Source organism: Streptomyces jumonjinensis, from assembly GCF_009600885.1.
In the GTDB taxonomy this organism is placed as follows: domain Bacteria; phylum Actinomycetota; class Actinomycetes; order Streptomycetales; family Streptomycetaceae; genus Streptomyces; species Streptomyces jumonjinensis.
In genome coordinates, this window is record NZ_VCLA01000024.1 from 56,492 (window position 1) to 73,053 (window position 16,562).

Annotated in this window: 14 protein-coding genes; 5 read left to right on the plus strand and 9 right to left on the minus strand. The window is 66.7% G+C overall.

Annotated features, from left to right (window positions below; genetic code table 11):
- Positions 1-36: 36 nt before the first annotated feature.
- Positions 37-399, minus strand: a complete 363-nt coding sequence (locus FF041_RS03400; RefSeq protein WP_153485207.1) for a DUF4180 domain-containing protein — start codon at positions 397-399, stop codon at positions 37-39.
- A 177-nt stretch (positions 400-576) separates the two neighbouring features.
- Positions 577-3,189, minus strand: coding sequence for a DUF6185 family protein (locus FF041_RS03405; protein ID WP_153520957.1), 2,613 nt, complete (start codon positions 3,187-3,189; stop codon positions 577-579).
- Positions 3,190-3,244: 55 nt separating this feature from the next.
- On the opposite strand from FF041_RS03405, the gene FF041_RS03410 reads away from it, so the two are divergent.
- Positions 3,245-3,643, plus strand: a complete 399-nt coding sequence (locus tag FF041_RS03410; RefSeq protein WP_153485205.1) for a hypothetical protein — start codon at positions 3,245-3,247, stop codon at positions 3,641-3,643.
- A 188-nt stretch (positions 3,644-3,831) separates the two neighbouring features.
- Here the strand turns inward: FF041_RS03410 and dnaB are convergent, their stop codons facing one another.
- On the minus strand, positions 3,832-5,298 hold the full coding sequence (gene dnaB, locus FF041_RS03415) for a replicative DNA helicase (RefSeq protein ID WP_153485280.1): 1,467 nt from the start codon (positions 5,296-5,298) through the stop codon (positions 3,832-3,834).
- 443 nt (positions 5,299-5,741) lie between these two features.
- Between dnaB and FF041_RS03420 the strand changes: the two genes are divergently transcribed.
- Positions 5,742-7,079 (plus strand): MATE family efflux transporter, encoded by a 1,338-nt coding sequence (locus tag FF041_RS03420; RefSeq protein WP_153485204.1) that lies wholly within the window; start codon positions 5,742-5,744, stop codon positions 7,077-7,079.
- Between the two features lie 137 nt (positions 7,080-7,216).
- Here the strand turns inward: FF041_RS03420 and rplI are convergent, their stop codons facing one another.
- From rplI to rpsF, 4 genes are all read right to left on the minus strand, one after another.
- A complete protein-coding gene (gene rplI / locus FF041_RS03425) occupies positions 7,217-7,663 on the minus strand; it encodes a 50S ribosomal protein L9 (RefSeq protein WP_153485203.1) in 447 nt (148 codons plus the stop codon).
- 18 nt (positions 7,664-7,681) lie between these two features.
- Entirely contained in the window at positions 7,682-7,918 is a 237-nt protein-coding gene (gene rpsR, locus FF041_RS03430; protein WP_003956534.1) for a 30S ribosomal protein S18, read from the minus strand.
- 56 nt (positions 7,919-7,974) lie between these two features.
- Positions 7,975-8,580 (minus strand): single-stranded DNA-binding protein, encoded by a 606-nt coding sequence (locus FF041_RS03435; protein ID WP_153520958.1) that lies wholly within the window; start codon positions 8,578-8,580, stop codon positions 7,975-7,977.
- A gap of 74 nt (positions 8,581-8,654) precedes the next feature.
- On the minus strand, positions 8,655-8,945 hold the full coding sequence (gene rpsF / locus FF041_RS03440) for a 30S ribosomal protein S6 (RefSeq protein WP_006604399.1): 291 nt from the start codon (positions 8,943-8,945) through the stop codon (positions 8,655-8,657).
- Between the two features lie 270 nt (positions 8,946-9,215).
- Between rpsF and FF041_RS03445 the strand changes: the two genes are divergently transcribed.
- From FF041_RS03445 to FF041_RS03455, 3 genes are all read left to right on the plus strand, one after another.
- A complete protein-coding gene (locus FF041_RS03445; protein WP_153520959.1) occupies positions 9,216-9,524 on the plus strand; it encodes a hypothetical protein in 309 nt (102 codons plus the stop codon).
- A 193-nt stretch (positions 9,525-9,717) separates the two neighbouring features.
- Entirely contained in the window at positions 9,718-10,836 is a 1,119-nt protein-coding gene (locus FF041_RS03450; protein WP_153520960.1) for a lipid II:glycine glycyltransferase FemX, read from the plus strand.
- Between the two features lie 136 nt (positions 10,837-10,972).
- On the plus strand, positions 10,973-12,004 hold the full coding sequence (locus FF041_RS03455) for an alanine racemase (RefSeq protein WP_153485196.1): 1,032 nt from the start codon (positions 10,973-10,975) through the stop codon (positions 12,002-12,004).
- 64 nt (positions 12,005-12,068) lie between these two features.
- On the opposite strand, the gene FF041_RS03460 is transcribed toward FF041_RS03455, so the two are convergent.
- Positions 12,069-13,562, minus strand: coding sequence for a glycosyltransferase family 87 protein (locus FF041_RS03460; protein ID WP_153520961.1), 1,494 nt, complete (start codon positions 13,560-13,562; stop codon positions 12,069-12,071).
- 144 nt (positions 13,563-13,706) lie between these two features.
- Positions 13,707-16,517, minus strand: coding sequence for a transglycosylase domain-containing protein (locus tag FF041_RS03465; protein WP_153520962.1), 2,811 nt, complete (start codon positions 16,515-16,517; stop codon positions 13,707-13,709).
- Positions 16,518-16,562: the final 45 nt, after the last annotated feature.

Sequence of the window (16,562 nt, forward strand, 5' to 3'; positions counted from 1 at the left end):
TCCTCCCTCCGAGTCGACTCGGAGGGACGGGAGACCTCAGCCCTTCAGCCGCTCGTGGAACTCCTCGGTGTCAGCCAGAAACCATGTCTGCCGTCCGCGGTTGCACTCACGGACGAAGTCCCGCAGCGCCGAACTGTCCTCGGTGTGACGGGAGATGTCACCGATGACGGCGATCCCCACGCGGTAGTTGACGAACTTCTGGATGATCTCACCCGCGATACGCGTGCGCAGGCGGAAGAAGCCTTCGTCGAACCGGCCGGCGGGGATGACGACCCACCGGGCGTCCTGGTACATGGCGTCCCCGATGAGATCCAGAACATCGTTCGCACACCCGATGGTCTCGCCCTCGGCAGGGCATATCAGGACGGGGACGTCATGGATCTGCTGCACGGTGCTCATGGCAGCCAAGGCTACGTTCGCCGGCTGACCCGGTCGACGTTATTACCGAGGCCCACGGAATCCGCCCCCTGTGACGGCCTGATCTGTGCGGTCGCCCGGCCATGCCCTGGGGCGCAGAGCGTCCGGCCTCCCATTCCCGCTGGGCGATCCGGCCCCCGCCCGGTGGAAGCGGGAGCGCTACTGCTTGGTGACGCTGCCGGCCAGATCGTGCCAGATCGCCGCGGCGGTCGCCATCAGGGCGAGGACGTAGGCGATCTGTGTCGCGATGCCGCGCAGCTGATAGATCGACAGAAGCAGACCGAAGCTCGTGGGCCAGAACTGCCTTTCCTCTCTGAAGGTCGACATGTCCAGCCAGAGGCTGGTGAGCGTCAGAATGATAAGCATGAACATGACATACAGGAGCGCCTTGCTCAGTTCGGTGTCGGTGATGCGGCTGAGCAGGGCGCCCACACCGACCGGTAGGGCATAGGCGACGGTCAGACTCAGCGCGCGCACCGGGCTGCGGCGGCCGGGCAGAACGCGCCAGAGCGCTCCCAGGACCATGCCCGCACCGGCCCAGGCGATCTGCCATGCACAGAACTTCGCCACGATCTCCAGCAGTCCGTTGGGCGTGTGCAATGTGAACAGCCAGGTTCGGTGATCCGGGAAGCTGGTCAACCAGACCACGGCGAAGCTCGCGGGAATTCCGAAGACGAATGCCAGCTTCGCGGCATGCCGCGCATTGTCCCACCAGTGGGGTCCGGGCCCCCAGGCAAGGGCGACGTCCACCACGGAATAAACCTCTGCTGGATGTTTCGGGCCCTGCCCTGAGAGCCATCGCCCCTGCTCGCGTAGTTCCTCTTCCAGTTCTTCGCGTTCGGTGCCATTCATACGACCGTGTTCCATCAGATAGATCTGATGATGGCAATTTCGGTACTCATGGGATCTCTTCAGCAATTCATGCATGCGTTCCGGCGTCCCGAATGTCTGGCTGAGGAACTGCCCGTCTGCCAGGCTCAGCACCGACCTGCGGCGGCCCACCGAGCGGAGGGCGTAGAGAGAGAGGATGATCAACAGGAACCACAGGCCATAAAATGCCGCGGAGGCGCCCGCGAACACGAGCTGTCTCAGCCCCACGAGGAAGGCGAAGAGCGCGGCCATCAGAAGAAAATCCGGCCCCTCCGGACCCAGGGAAACCCTTTGCAGGCGATTCCCCTCAGACCGCTGCTTCTCGACCCTGATGCGCAGCAGCGCGACGAGCGCGATGCCGGCCAGCACCCAGGAGTAGGCGTACACCCAGCCGAGGCTCAGCAAGGGGAACCCGACCAGGAACTCGCTGACCTCTCGGGGGGTTCCGGTTCGTTCGCTGGGCCATGTGACGCGCTTCCAGTCGAGATTCGTCGCCCACCAGAAGCAGCACAGAATGACCGCTGTGATCGCCGCCAGCAGGGCCGAGACGACCGCGACCCATCGGGCCGGCGCTCTGTCCCATCTCTCGGTCCAGGATTCCCGGACCAGCCCTCCTTCCCGTGCGAAGCGCCATGCCCAGGCCGTCATGGCGGCCAGCCCCAGCCACAGCGTCGTCAGCCCCAGCAGTACGAGCCCGAAGTGGCCAGGGCTCTGTGTCGTCGGCTTCAGAACCGGCCCCTGGCCGAAGAGATGCGGGGCCGCGACCATGAGCGCGCCGAGCAGGGCCACTCCGGACGCGGTCACTTTCACGACACGGGCCTGACGGCGTTGACCACCGGGTGCGACGCTCTTCTCAGCCCCGGGCTTCTGCGCGGAGGGCCGCTCGGGTCGAATCCACGGGCGGGCGACCAGGACCAGGGCCAGCCCCGTCGCGATGCCGATGAGAGCGCGCCACGAAGGCGACTCGATCTCCTTCATGAGCAGAAGCAGCGTCAGAACGACGGCCGCGCTCAGCACGGCCCAGTACAGAACGGCCTGTCTGGGGCCCTCGTTGTGCAGCGCCCTGCCGATCCCGCCGGCCAGTCGGCGGAAGGACCTGGAGGTGTTCCCCGACTCGTCCTCCGCGGAAGACGGCCGCCGCGGCAGGGCGCGGACCGCGGCGAGCGCCATCACGACGGAGGCGCACACCCACCAGGAGGCCACGCCCACGTTGCTCAGCAGCAGCCAGAAGTGGGTCAGGACGAAGTACCGCTGCCAGGGCGGCTCCACATCGACACGGATGCCGAGGCTCTTCCCTGTGGCCCATACCAGCTCGCCATCCTTGACGGACGAGGGCTCAGGTGAGATGTGAGTGGTACCGAGGCCGCCCAGATCGACCTTGACGCGCTTCCAGTCCGCGCCCTTCAGGGCGTCCGGCGGCTTGAGCACGACCGGCCATTTCTTCTCACCGACATCGATGTCCCACGGCCCGATCAGGAAGGGTCCCGTTTGCTTGATCCAGGCGAACGCCTGGTACTCCACTGTGATCCAGCCGTTCCCTGCGGTGACCCGCGGGTTGTGGAAGCGCCATTCGGCAGCACGTTCGCCGGGTTCCTCGTTTCCGCGTAGGAGACAGTGCATCGCGTTCCGCTGCTCAGTGGATCCCTCCCCCAGGATCAGATCTCTCGCGTGAGGCCAAGTATCCGGAACCTTGACGGTCATATACGAATGCACCTGGGTCGACATGCGACCACGGTGCTGAAAATCCAGATCAGCAGCCTCGACACGCGCTTTGAGTCCGCCCGTTTGGCAAGCATCACGGGGGGCGGCGTCAGCCACATCCGATGACAGCGCCCACCACCCGGCGACCACCAGCAGCAGCGACAGCAGACGCCACCGGAGAATTCCGAATTGCGGGATCACAGTCAGAGACCGATCATGAGTACGAAAATTGAGTAGGCACTCTGCAGGAGGAGCCATGACCGAGACAGAGAATTCCCCCACCTCAACGGTGTCGCTTCCCTCTTTCGAGGAAGCCGAAGGGCTGGGGCCACAGGACGCGGAGTTCGTACGGGATCTGGTCGGAGTGCTGACGAAGCACGGAAACCTGGACCGCTTCGGCCTGTGTCTCCTACATGATCACTTCCCGCTCGGTCCGGGCGAGGTTCTGGTGGAGACGAACGATCCCAGGACGCGCACGCTCCACGCCCAAGTGGAGAAGGCGGGACAGACGAGGCATGCCAAGGCGTCGCAGTGGAGGTTTCTGCGACATGCCCAGCGCTCACCCGGCGCGGAGCTGAAGGGCGATCCCTATCAGGTGATCATGCTGTGCGATCCGCTGAAGGATCTGTGCCCTGGCCGCGAGCGCACGGGCTGACCAGAGCGCTCTCCCGTCCGGCTGGTGGGGCATGCCCGATCGACCTTCCTATGGGGAAGCGGAACGCTGCATGCCCAGAGTGAGGTGCGGAAGACGGCCACGCATCCGGGGCGCGGGAGCGATCGGCCGGACGGGCGAAGAGCCAGGCGTACCGGAAGGACCGGCGCCCGGAGCAGAGCCGCCGGACCTCAGGTCTGCGCCATGTCGACGAACCGCGAGTAGTGGCCCTGGAACGCCACCGTGATCGTCGCCGTAGGACCGTTACGGTGCTTGGCGACGATCAGGTCCGCCTCGCCGGCGCGGGGGGACTCCTTCTCGTACGCGTCCTCGCGGTGGAGCAGGATGACCATGTCCGCGTCCTGCTCGATGGAGCCCGATTCACGCAGGTCGGAGACCATCGGCTTCTTGTCCGTGCGCTGTTCGGGGCCACGGTTCAGCTGGGAGAGCGCGATCACCGGGACCTCCAGCTCCTTCGCCAGCAGCTTGAGGTTCCGGGACATGTCCGAGACCTCCTGCTGACGGCTCTCGGCGCGCTTGGAGCCACCCGACTGCATCAGCTGGAGATAGTCGATGACGACCAGCTTCAGATTGTTGCGCTGCTTGAGCCGTCGGCACTTCGCCCGGATCTCCATCATCGACAGATTGGGCGAGTCGTCGATGTAGAGCGGCGCCTGGGAGACGTCCGGCATCCGGCGGGCCAGCCGGGTCCAGTCCTCATCGGTCATCGTGCCCGAGCGCATATGGTGCAGCGCGACCCTGGCCTCGGCCGAGAGCAGACGCATCGCGATCTCGTTTCGCCCCATCTCCAGGGAGAAGATCACGCTGGGCAGATTGTTCTTGATCGAGCAGGCGCGGGCGAAGTCCAGCGCGAGCGTCGACTTACCCATGGCGGGCCGGGCCGCGATGACGATCATCTGGCCGGGGTGCAGACCGTTGGTCAGTGAGTCGAAGTCCGTGAAGCCCGTGGGGACACCGGTCATCTCCCCGCTGCGGGAGCCGATCGCCTCGATCTCGTCGAGCGCGCCCTCCATGATCTCGCCGAGCGGCAGATAGTCCTCGCTGGTGCGCTGCTCGGTGACCGCGTAGATCTCGGCCTGGGCGGAGTTGACGATCTCGTCGACATCGCCGTCCGCCGCGTATCCCATTTGCGTGATCTTGGTGCCGGCCTCCACCAGCCGCCGGAGCACCGCCCGCTCATGGACGATCTCCGCGTAGTAGGAGGCGTTGGCCGCGGTCGGCACCGACTGGACCAGGGTGTGGAGATAGGGTGCGCCGCCGACCCGGGTGATCTCGCCGCGCTTGACCAGCTCCGCCGCGACGGTGATGGGGTCGGCCGGCTCGCCCTTGGCATAGAGGTCGAGAATGGCCGTATAGACCGTCTCATGCGCGGGCCGGTAGAAGTCATGACCCTTGATGATCTCGACGACATCGGCGATCGCGTCCTTGGACAGGAGCATGCCGCCGAGAACGGACTGCTCGGCGTCCAGATCCTGCGGAGGCACCCGCTCGAACCCGGGGGAGCCTCCCTCCCAGCCCCCGCTGTCCCTGCCGCGCTCGTGCTGATCCTCACGGCCGCCGCGGCTGTCGTTACGGCGCTGCCGTGAGACGGGAAGACGATCTCCGGGGCCGCCGTCGGCCGCCCACGGGTCGTCCAAGGGCTCGGAAATGCTCACCCGGGCCCCCTCCTCCCGTCCGCTCAGCGGACCTCGCCATGCCTCCTCTTTCTACGGCACAGCACTGACAAAACGAGTGGCCCAACTCCAGTTCCGGCGCGTCGGGCGACGGTCCACGGTAGGCCCCCCGGCACCGTCAGCCAATCTGGTTATCCACAGGCCATGTGGACGAGCGACCAGATGCTGTGGAGAACCCGGCAGAACCTGTGCACGGACCGGGGGACAGCACTGTGGACAAAATCATGTCGAGCCAGATGCACCCGCTCTGACCTGCATCTTTTCCATCCACTGGCTGTGGGGAAGAAAAACTTTCCCGCCCGGGCCAAGATCAGAACAAACGGCGCACACTCAAGCCGTCACCACCCGGTGATGTAAGAGTCACTCGGCAATTGCATCTCTTACCTGTGGAAGATTACATTGAGCCCATGACACAGGCCCCCGTGACGCCGAAGGCGCTCCGGCGAAGCCATGACCGGGAGATCATCGCACTCGCTGTTCCCGCGTTCGGCGCACTCGTCGCCGAGCCGCTCTTTCTGATGGTCGACAGCGCCGTCGTCGGCCATCTCGGCACCCCGCAACTCGCGGGTCTCAGCATCGCCGCCGCCCTTCTGATGACCGCGGTGAGCGTCTTCGTCTTTCTGGCATACGCGACCACGGCGGCCGTCGCCCGCCGAGTCGGCGCGGGCGATCTCACGGCGGCCATCCGCCAGGGCATGGACGGCATCTGGCTGGCGATCATCCTGGGCGCGGCCGTCGTCGCCGTCACCCTGCCCACGGCCCCCTGGCTGGTCCAGCTCTTCGGAGCGTCCGACACCGCCGCGCCCTATGCCATCACCTATCTGAAGATCTCCAGCCTCGGCATCCCCGCGATGCTGATCGTTCTCGCCGCGACCGGCGTGCTGCGCGGCCTCCAGGACACCAGGACCCCGCTGTATGTCGCCATCGGAGGATTCGCCGCCAACGCGATCCTCAATGTCGCACTCGTCTACGGCGCCGGCCTGGGCATCGCCGGTTCCGCCTGGGGCACCGTCATCGCCCAGTACGCCATGGCCGCCGCCTATCTGATCGTGGTGGTACGCGGGGCCCGCCGCCACCGTGCCTCGCTCCGCCCCCACAGGGCAGGCATACTGGCCAGCGCCCAAGCCGGTGCGCCCCTTCTGGTGCGCACCCTCTCGCTGCGTGCCGTACTGATGATCGCGACCGCCGTCGCGGCCCGCCTCGGGGACGCCGAAGTCGCCGCCCATCAGATCGCGCTCTCCCTCTGGACCCTGATGGCCTTCGCTCTCGATGCCATCGCCATAGCCGGACAGTCGATCATCGGCCGCTATCTGGGAAGCGGTGACGCCGAAGGCGCCCGCCGGGTCTGCCGTCGGATGGTGCAGTGGGGCATCGTCTCCGGGGTGGTGCTCGGCCTTCTGGTAGTGATCTCCCGCCCCCTGTTCATCCCCTTGTTCAGCAATGACCCGGCGGTGCATGACACCCTGCTCCCCGCCCTGCTGGTGATCGCCTTCTCCCAGCCCATCGCCGGAGTGGTCTTCGTTCTCGACGGTGTGCTGATGGGAGCGGGGGACGGCCCCTATCTGGCATGGGCGATGCTGGCGACCCTGGCGGTCTTCGCGCCTGTGGCGCTTCTCGTCCCGTCCCTGGGCGGCGGACTGACCGCCCTGTGGTGGGCCATGACGCTGATGATGACCGTACGGATGGCGACCCTCTGGGCGCGCACCCGCTCCGGTCGCTGGATCGTCACCGGAGCCACCCGCTGATCCGGCTCGTAGCCGGGGTCCAGCGGGCTCCATGTTTCACGTGAAACATGGAACACCGTCTCTGACGGAGAAAGGGCCGCACCCGATGGGTGCGGCCCTTTCTTCAGCTCAGTCGAACAGCTCAGTCAACGCCACACTCAGGCGGCGATGACCTCGATGCCGAACTTCGCGGCAACCTCGGGGTGCAGACGCACGGACACCTGGTGCGAGCCCAGGGTCTTGATCGGCGCACCGAGCTCGACGCGACGCTTGTCGACCTCCGGGCCACCGGCGGACTTGATCGCCGTGGCGATGTCGGCCGGGGTGACGGAGCCGAAGAGACGGCCGGCGTCGCCGGAGCGAACAGCCAGACGCACCTTGACGGCCTCAAGCTTGGCCTTGACCTCGTTGGCCTGCTCGATGGTCGCGATCTCGTGGATCTTGCGGGCGCGGCGGATCTGCGCCACGTCCTTCTCGCCGCCCTTGGTCCAGCGGATCGCGAAACCACGCGGGACCAGGTAGTTGCGAGCGTAGCCGTCCTTGACGTCAACGACGTCACCGGCAGTACCGAGGCCGGAGACCTCGTGGGTGAGGATGATCTTCATTATTCGGTCACCCTTCCCTTAGCGCGCGGTGGACGTGTAGGGCAGCAGCGCCATCTCACGGCTGTTCTTCACGGCCGTGGCGACGTCACGCTGGTGCTGCGTGCAGTTGCCGGTAACGCGGCGGGCACGGATCTTGCCGCGGTCGGAAATGAACTTCCGCAGCATGTTCGTGTCCTTGTAGTCCACGTATACGGTCTTGTCCTTGCAGAATGCGCAGACCTTCTTCTTCGGCTTGCGCACAGGCGGCTTCGCCATGGTGATTCTCCTGTGTGATCAAGAAGTGGGGATGCGAGCACCCCAGGGAGCGATCCCTAGAAGGGGGGCTCGTCCGAGTAGCCGCCGCCGGAGCCGCCGGAGCCGCTGGAGCCGCCGGAGTTTCCACCCCAGCTGCCTCCGCCGCCCTGCTGCTGACCGCCGGAAGGCGCGCTGGTGGCCCACGGGTCGTCGGCGGGTGCACCGCCGCCGCCCTGCTGGCCGCCGCCGGAGTTTCCACCCCAGCTGCCTCCGCCGCCCTGCTGCTGTCCGCCGCCGTAACCACCCTGGCCGCCGCGACCGGTGGTCTTGGTGACCTTGGCCGTGGCGTTCTTGAGGCTGGGGCCGACTTCCTCGACGTCCAGCTCGTAGACCGTGCGCTTGACGCCCTCGCGGTCCTCATAGGACCGCTGCTTCAGACGGCCCTGCACGACGACACGCATGCCGCGCTGGAGCGACTCGGCGACGTTCTCCGCCGCCTGACGCCAGACCGAGCAGGTCAGGAAGAGGCTTTCGCCGTCCTTCCACTCATTGGTCTGACGGTCGAAGGTGCGGGGGGTGGACGCGACACGGAACTTCGCGACCGCCGCACCGGACGGGGTGAAGCGCAGCTCGGGGTCGTCGACAAGATTGCCGATGACCGTGATGACGGTCTCGCCTGCCATGGGTGAACCTCTCGGCGGGGATTGCTTCTGGCTGCTTGCTGCTACTCAAACCCGATGACCTCTGAGCGGGAAGCTCAGTGGGTCTCGGGACGGAGGACCTTGGTCCGGAGGACCGACTCGTTCAGGTTCATCTGGCGGTCGAGCTCCTTGACGACCGCAGGCTCGGCCTGAAGGTCGATGACCGAGTAGATGCCCTCGGGCTTCTTCTTGATCTCGTAAGAGAGACGACGACGGCCCCAGGTGTCGACCTTCTCAACCTTTCCGTTGCCCTCGCGGACGACGGAGAGGAAGTTCTCGATCAGGGGAGAGACAGCGCGCTCCTCCAGATCGGGGTCGAGGATGACCATCACCTCGTAGTGACGCATGTGGAACCCACCTCCTTTGGACTCAGCGGCCACGGTCGTTCCGTGGCAGGAGGGTCGTGATGCGTAAGCAACGGTGTCCGAGTAGACCAGCCGCCACTGACAGCGGCGGACGATCCGGCTTCAGCCTGAGCAGACACCGGTGCAGACCGTACACAGTACCCGCAGAGGTGCTTCCGGTTGAAATCCGGAGGCCGGGGGCCGCAATCTGTACACATCGGGTGTGCGCGGCACTACGATGCGCCGCGCTCCGGCAACGCCAGGAGGTGCCCTATGGCACAGGCAGTGCGACGTCAGACCTCCCTCTTCGCCACGGACGGCAAGCCTCATCCCCTCCAGGACACCCTGGTCGCGGTGACGCTGGCCATGGGCGTCATCGCCTTCGTCTCGTCGATGTTCGCCCATCTGCATCTGCTCAGCTCATGGGCGGGGCTCGTGGGGATCCTCACGGGCGGCTACGGACAGTTCATCTCGGTGACGACGCGCGAGCGCACCGCACTGATCATCGGGCTCGGCGCCTCCGGCTTCGGGTTCTTCCTCGGCATGGCCCACGGCGGTCTCTTCGGCGGCCTCATCGGCTGATCCGGAGGCCCTCGCGGCCGACCGGGTGAGCCGGGCGGGGGTCTCTTGAGCCGGCGGCGACCGCCTCAGAGGCGTTCAGCCGCCGGTCCAAGGGCCCTGCGCCCATTTGGGGCGCTCCCCAAGCCCAGTAGGCTTCGGCGCGAGAGCCGGAGCCCCTGACCCATGGGGACACACCTGCCGAGGAGCGCCCCGCATGAGCCTGACCCTGAGGACCATCAGCCGAGAGCAGCATCTGGCGTATATCCAGTCCCTGCCATCGGCAAGTCACTGCCAGGTTCCGGCATGGGCCGATGTGAAGACGGAATGGCGCTCGGAGAACCTGGGTTGGTTCGACAAGACGGGCCAGCTCGTCGGCGCGGGTCTGGTGCTCTACCGTCAGCTGCCCAAGATCAAGCGGTATCTCGCGTATCTGCCCGAGGGCCCGGTGATCAACTGGTACGCGCCGAACCTGGACGACTGGCTCCAGCCGATGCTCGCCCACCTGAAGCAACAGGGCGCGTTCTCCGTGAAGATGGGCCCCCCGGTGGTCATCCGCCGCTGGGACGCCCCCGCGATCAAGTCCGGTATCCAGGACCCGGATGTGAAGCGTCTGCGGGACGTCGAGGCGACCCATATCGAGCCGCGTGCCTTCGAAGTGGCCGACCGGCTGCGGAAGATGGGCTGGCAGCAGGGCGAGGACGGCGGTGCCGGCTTCGGTGACGTCCAGCCGCGGTACGTCTACCAGGTGCCGCTGGCGAACCGCTCGCTCGACGATGTCCACAAGGGCTTCAACCAGCTGTGGCGACGCAATATCAAGAAGGCCGAGAAGGCCGGTGTCGAGGTCGTCCAGGGCGGCTACTACGACCTTGAGGAGTGGCAGCGGCTCTACGAGATCACCGCGGTGCGCGACCGTTTCCGCCCCCGCCCGCTCTCGTACTTCCAGCGCATGTGGTCGGTGCTCAACACCGAGGACCCCAATCGGATGCGGCTGTACTTCGCGCGCCACAACGGAGTGAACCTCTCCGCGGCGACGATGCTCGTCGTCGGCGGGCACGTCTGGTACTCCTACGGCGCCTCGGACAACATCGGCCGTGAGGTGCGCCCCTCGAACGCGATGCAGTGGCGGATGCTCCGGGACGCGTACGCCATGGGCGCGACCGTCTACGACCTGCGCGGCATCAGCGACTCGCTCGATGAGACCGACCATCTCTTCGGTCTCATCCAGTTCAAGGTCGGCACCGGCGGCGAGGCCGTCGAGTACGTCGGAGAGTGGGACTTCCCGCTCAACAAGCTGCTGCACAAGGCCCTCGACATGTATATGTCGCGCCGCTGACGGTGGCCGTGACGCCGGACGGGCGATGCGCACAGCGTTGCTGACGCCGCGCCCGTCCACGCCGTAACCTCGTAGATCTCGTATCTGTTCTGTCCCCGACGCACACCACAGCCACCAGAAAGGTCCCGGGCCGGCCATGGCGCTCTCCCTCTACGTCGACACCACGCGCTGGCGGGCGCATCAGAAGTCCGTGATCGACCAGTTCCCCGGACTGGTCCCGGTCTGCAAGGGGAACGGTTACGGCTTCGGCCATGAGCGGCTCTCCGAGGAGACCTCCCGCTTCGGCTCCGACATGCTGGCCGTGGGCACCACCTACGAAGCGGCCCGGATCAAGGACTGGTTCGGCGGTGACCTCCTTGTCCTCACCCCCTTCCGCCGGGGCGAGGAGCCGGTTCCGCTGCCCGACCGCGTCATCCGCTCGGTCTCCTCGGTCGACGGGGTGTACGCCCTGGTCGGCGCGCGTGTCGTCATCGAGTGCATGAGCTCCATGAAGCGTCATGGGGTGTCGGAGCAGGATCTGAGCCAGCTGACCGGGGCCATCGACGACGTACGGCTGGAAGGCTTCGCCCTCCATCTGCCGCTGGACCGCACGGACGGCTCCGACGCGGTCGAGGAGGTCATCGGCTGGATGGACCGGCTGCGGGCCGCCCGGCTGCCGCTGCACACCATGTTCGTCAGCCATCTGCGGGCCGAGGAGCTGAGCCGGCTCCAGCAGCAGTTCCCGCAGACCCGCTTCCGTGCCCGTATCGGCACCCGGCTGTGGCTCGGCGACCATGAGGCGACCGAGTACCGGGGGGCGGTGCTCGATGTGACCCGGGTGTCCAAGGGGGACCGCTTCGGCTACCGCCAGCAGAAGGCCGCGTCCGACGGCTGGCTGGTCGTCGTCGCCGGCGGCACCTCCCATGGCGTGGGCCTGGAGGCCCCCAAGGCGCTCCATGGGGTGATGCCGCGCGCGAAGGGGGTCGCCCGGGCCGGTCTGGCGACCGTCAACCGCAATCTCTCGCCGTTCGTCTGGGCGGGTAAGCAGCGCTGGTTCGCCGAGCCGCCGCATATGCAGGTCTCGATCCTGTTCGTACCGTCGGACGCGCAGGAGCCGAGGGTCGGTGACGAGCTGGTGGCGCATCTGCGGCACACCACGACCCAGTTCGACCGCCTGGTGGACCGCTAGGCCGCTTCTGACGGATCAGGCCGGGGCAGTGAGCCGGCCTGATCCGAACGGAAGACCCTGGGGCCTACCGGTCCGAGGCCGTCCCGGAGGGCGGGGTGCCCCATTCCACCCTGGGGCCGTCCGCCGGGAAGCCGTCGTCGGCGGCCGTCCGCCCCAGCACGAAGACGTCATCGGCCCCGTCGAGCACACCGCCCGACGGGTCGTCCGAGCCGTCCCGTCGTACCTCGTCCCGCTCCGGCATCAGGATGTCGCGGACGACCATCGCGCACAGATACAGCGTCCCGGCCAGATGCAGCGCGATCGCCAGGTAGTAGCCGTCGGCCGGGAGTCCCTGGTTCTTCCCCCCGGTCGTGTACGCGAGGTACATCCAGATCCCGAGGAAGTACATGACCTCGCACGCCTGCCAGATCAGGAAGTCGCGCCAGCGGGGCCGGGCCAGCGCGGCGAGCGGGATGAGCCAGAGCACGTACTGCGGCGAGTAGACCTTGTTGGTCAGGATGAACGCGGCGACGATCAGAAACACGAGCTGGGCGAAGCGCGGCCGGCGGGGAGCGTACAGCGTGAGCGCCGCCATCCCCAGGAAGATCAGGACCATCAGCAGCATCGCGTAGTTGTTCGCCGTCTCCGGCTCGATGGCCACGCCCGCGCGATTCTTGATGATCAGCCAGAACGATCCGAAGTCGACCTGGCGTTCCTGGCTGAAGGTGTAGAACTTCTTCCACCCCTCGGGCGCCAGCACCATCACGGGCAGATTCACCGCGAGCCAGGTGCTCGCCGCCGCGAAGGACGCCGTGGTGAACTCGCGCCACTTCCCCGACCGCCAGCACAGCAGCAGCAGGGGAGCGAGCAGCAGGCCGGGATAGAGCTTGGCCGCGGTCGCCAGCCCGATGAGCACACCGAAGGCCACGACCCGGCCGCGCGACCACATCAGCATCGCGGCGGCGGTGAGCGCCACGGCGAGCAGATCCCAGTTGATGGTGGCGGTGAGCGCGAACGCGGGGGCCAGCGCCACCAGGAGCGCGTCCCAGGGGCGGCGGCGGTGGGTACGGGTCACACAGACGGCGATGACCGCGGTACAGATCATCAGCATGCCCGCGTTGATCAGCCAGTAGACCTGCTGCTGATTCTGGAGGGATCCGCCCGCGAGATCGAGCCAGGAGGCGATCTGCATGAAGAGCCCCGTCAGCACGGGGTACTCCAGATAGGCCATATCGCCGGGGAGCCGGTCGAAGTACGGCACGAGCCCTTCCGAGAAGCCGCGTCCCACGAACAGATGCGGGATATCGGAGTAGCAGGCGTGGGTGTACTGCGAATTGACGCCCCTGAACCATGCCCAGTTGTAGCAGGGCATCTTCTGCACCATGCCCAGCGCGAACATCCCGATGGCGACCAGTGCCACGACGCGTACGGGCGTGAGACGGCCGCCGGGGGCGCGCAGGGCGCGGCGGCCGGCCGGGCCGCCGATCAGCTCGCTGCCGGATGCGGCGATGGAATCCCGCCGGGTGGGCCGTACATCCGGCCGGTCCTGGTGCACGCTCGTCTTCTCTGCGCTGGGCATGGTGCTCATCCTGCCGTACGGAAAGGGGTACGCAGCGAGGGCCGCCGCATCGGTACGCGCAGCCGTCTGTCGTGTCCAGGCTGTGCGTACCGGGTGCGGCGGCCCTCGTGGCCGGTCCAGCCGGTGGGGTGCGGATAGGCGGCTCTAGCGCCTGGCGCCCCCTACGGGGTTTCCGTTTGCGGCTCCTTCGCTTGCCGCGCCTTCGCTTGCGGCTCCTTCGCTTGCCGCGCCTTCGCTTGCCGCGCCTTCGCTTGCCGCGCCTTCGCTTGCGGCTCCTTCGCTTGCCGCGCCTTCGTTGGCCGCGCCTTCGTTTCCGGAGCCTCCCGGCTTTCCTCCGTCGGAGCCTCCTGGCTTTCCTCCGTCGGAGCCTCCTGGCTTTCCTCCGTCGGAGCCGCCCGGGTCACCACAGGACCAGTCCTCCCACGGGTCACAGCTCTCGGACGGGGTCTCGGAAGGCTCGTCGGACGGGGTCTCGGAAGGCTCCTCGGAGGGGGGCTCGGAGGAAGGCGTCTCGGAAGGCTCCTCGGACGGGGTGGGGGGCGGGCTCACCGCTCCGCCGCCCCAGACGGCTTCGCCGATCGGCTCCGGCTTCGGGAACTGCTTCACCGGCTCGCCCTCAAGCACGTCCGACATGTACAACTTCCAGATGTCGGACGGGAACGATGCACCATGGATCTTCTGCTGGCCGCCCGTGCCGAACATCTTGAGGAACTCACGGTTCTTCTTGCTGTCGTCGTCGTCGAAGCGGTACATGTCGATGGCGGTCGACAGCTGCGGCGTGTAGCCGACGAACCACGCCGACCTGTTTCCATCGGTCGTACCGGTCTTCCCGGCGACCGGGCGGCCGGGGATCTCCGCGTTGCCGCCGGTTCCGTTCGGGGCCTCGACGACATCCTTGAGCACATCGGTCACATTGTCCGCGACGGCCTGGGTGAAGGCCCCCTTGGGCGCGTCCTTGTGCTTGAAGATCGTCTTGCCGTTCTTCTTCGCATGGGTCACGGAGTACGGATCGCGCTGCTCTCCACGGGCCGCGAAGGTCGCGTACGAGCTCGCCATGCGAATGGCGCTGGGGCTGGAGATGCCGATCGAGAACGACGGAACTTCCGCCCGGGTGAGCGAGTCCTCCAGCAGGCCCGCGTCCACGGCCGCCTGGCGCACCTGGGGGATGCCGATATCCATGCCCAGCTGCACATACGGCGAGTTCGCGGAGACGATCATGGCTTCGCGCAGATCCATGTCGGGATACGACTGATCACCGTCATTGACCTGCCGGTGATCCTTGCCGGTGTCGTCCCGCCACACCTCACCGTCGTATCTGTTGATCCTGAGCAGGTTCTTGCCGTTGTAGATCGCCTCGTCGGGGTTGATGAGGGTGCGCTGCTTCAGCGACTGCTCGGGCCCCAGCTCGGGGTCGCGTACGCCGTCACGCATCGCGGCGGCCAGAACGAACGGCTTGAAGGTCGATCCGACCTGGGCTCCGGTCACATCCGCGTTGTTGGTGAAGTGCTTGGTCGCGTCCTCACCGCCGTAGATGGCCACGATCTTCCCCGTCGCCGGCTCCACCGACGCGCCGCCGAACTGAACGTGCGTATCGGTGTCCGGGCGCTTCTTGGGGTCGATGTTCTCCTTCTGGATCTTGGTGACGGCCTTTTCCAGCTTCTTGATCTTCTCCTTGTTGAAGGTCGTGTGGATCTCATAGCCGCCCTGGGCGAGATCGTCGGCGTCGACGCCCAGGTCGTTGTTGCTGAGGAAGTTCTGCTTGGCGACGTCCACCAGGTAGCCGATCTGACCGCCGAGCTTGGCGCCCTTCTTGACCGGGTCGGGCATGGGGAAGCCCTCCTGGACGAATTTGTCGCGCTCGGCGGCGTCCAGGTGCCCGTCCTTGACCATCTCGTCGAGGATCCAGTTCCAGCGGTCCTTCGCCCGCTTGTAGTTCCCCTCCGGGGTCGCGCGGGGGTGGATGTCTGTGGCGCCCGCCGGGTCGAACCAGGTCGCCCCCTTCAGCAGCGAGGCGAGAACGGCGCACTCACTGGCGTTCAGCTTCTTGGCGTCCTTGCCGTAGTACGTACGGGCCGCGGCCTGGATTCCATGCGCGCCCCGGCCGTAGTACGAGGTGTTCAGATAGCCGGCCATGATGTCCGGCTTCTCCACATTGCTATCGATCTTGATAGAGATGAAGAGTTCCTTGAACTTACGGCTCAGGGTCTGCGACTGGTCGTTGAGTCGCGCGTTCTTCACATACTGCTGGGTGATGGTGGAGCCGCCCTGGGTGTCCTCGCCCTTGGCCATATTGAGCAGAGCGCGGCCGATGCCCACCGGGTCGACACCCGAGTCATTCCAGAAATCCTTGTTCTCCGCCGAGATCACGGCGTTCTGCATATCCATCGGGATCTGGCTGAGCTCGATGTTCTGCCGGTTTCGCTCACCACCGGTGGCGGCCATCTGGGTGCCGTCGTCCCAGTAGTAGACGTTGTTCTCCGCCTCGGCCATCTTGTCGGGGTCCGGCACTCCCACCATCGCGTAGGCGATGGTGGCGGCGGTCATCAGCGCTCCGAAGAAGCCCAGGCAGAGGCCCGAGACCAGCTTCCAGGACGGCATCCAGCGCCGCCATCCGTACTTGCCGCGGCGCGGGTAGTCGATCAGGCGCTTTCTGCCCGGCTGCCCACCGCCCCCCTCATGGCCCCCGCCCCCGCCGCCACGGCGTCCGCCGCCACGGCCGCCGTGGCCGGAGCCCGCACCGCCGTCCATACGCCGACGACTGCCGCCGCGCTGTGCGGCACGGCGGGCCTCGGCCCGGCCTCCATAAGGCCGCTCATCACTGTGCGGAACGGAAGCAGAACTCATGGTGGTTTCTCTGGGGGGGGTTGTATGGCCGACAGAGGGCTGCTGGGCGGCACGTCTGGCAGCCGTACGCCCGCCGTCTTGCTGCGGCGGTTTGCGACGGTGCTCGCTCATCGAACGACTACTCCTCGGGCAGGCGAGACGCCTGGAAGCGGCAGT

Coding starts and splice junctions, on each gene's coding strand:
- FF041_RS03400 (WP_153485207.1), bottom strand. CDS start 399: ATGAGCACCGTGCAGCAGATCCATGACGTCCCCGTCCTGATATGCCCT.
- FF041_RS03410 (WP_153485205.1), top strand. CDS start 3,245: ATGACCGAGACAGAGAATTCCCCCACCTCAACGGTGTCGCTTCCCTCT.
- FF041_RS03420 (WP_153485204.1), top strand. CDS start 5,742: ATGACACAGGCCCCCGTGACGCCGAAGGCGCTCCGGCGAAGCCATGAC.
- rplI (WP_153485203.1), bottom strand. CDS start 7,663: ATGAAGATCATCCTCACCCACGAGGTCTCCGGCCTCGGTACTGCCGGT.
- rpsR (WP_003956534.1), bottom strand. CDS start 7,918: ATGGCGAAGCCGCCTGTGCGCAAGCCGAAGAAGAAGGTCTGCGCATTC.
- FF041_RS03435 (WP_153520958.1), bottom strand. CDS start 8,580: ATGGCAGGCGAGACCGTCATCACGGTCATCGGCAATCTTGTCGACGAC.
- rpsF (WP_006604399.1), bottom strand. CDS start 8,945: ATGCGTCACTACGAGGTGATGGTCATCCTCGACCCCGATCTGGAGGAG.
- FF041_RS03445 (WP_153520959.1), top strand. CDS start 9,216: ATGGCACAGGCAGTGCGACGTCAGACCTCCCTCTTCGCCACGGACGGC.
- FF041_RS03450 (WP_153520960.1), top strand. CDS start 9,718: ATGAGCCTGACCCTGAGGACCATCAGCCGAGAGCAGCATCTGGCGTAT.
- FF041_RS03455 (WP_153485196.1), top strand. CDS start 10,973: ATGGCGCTCTCCCTCTACGTCGACACCACGCGCTGGCGGGCGCATCAG.
- FF041_RS03460 (WP_153520961.1), bottom strand. CDS start 13,562: ATGCCCAGCGCAGAGAAGACGAGCGTGCACCAGGACCGGCCGGATGTA.
- FF041_RS03465 (WP_153520962.1), bottom strand. CDS start 16,517: ATGAGCGAGCACCGTCGCAAACCGCCGCAGCAAGACGGCGGGCGTACG.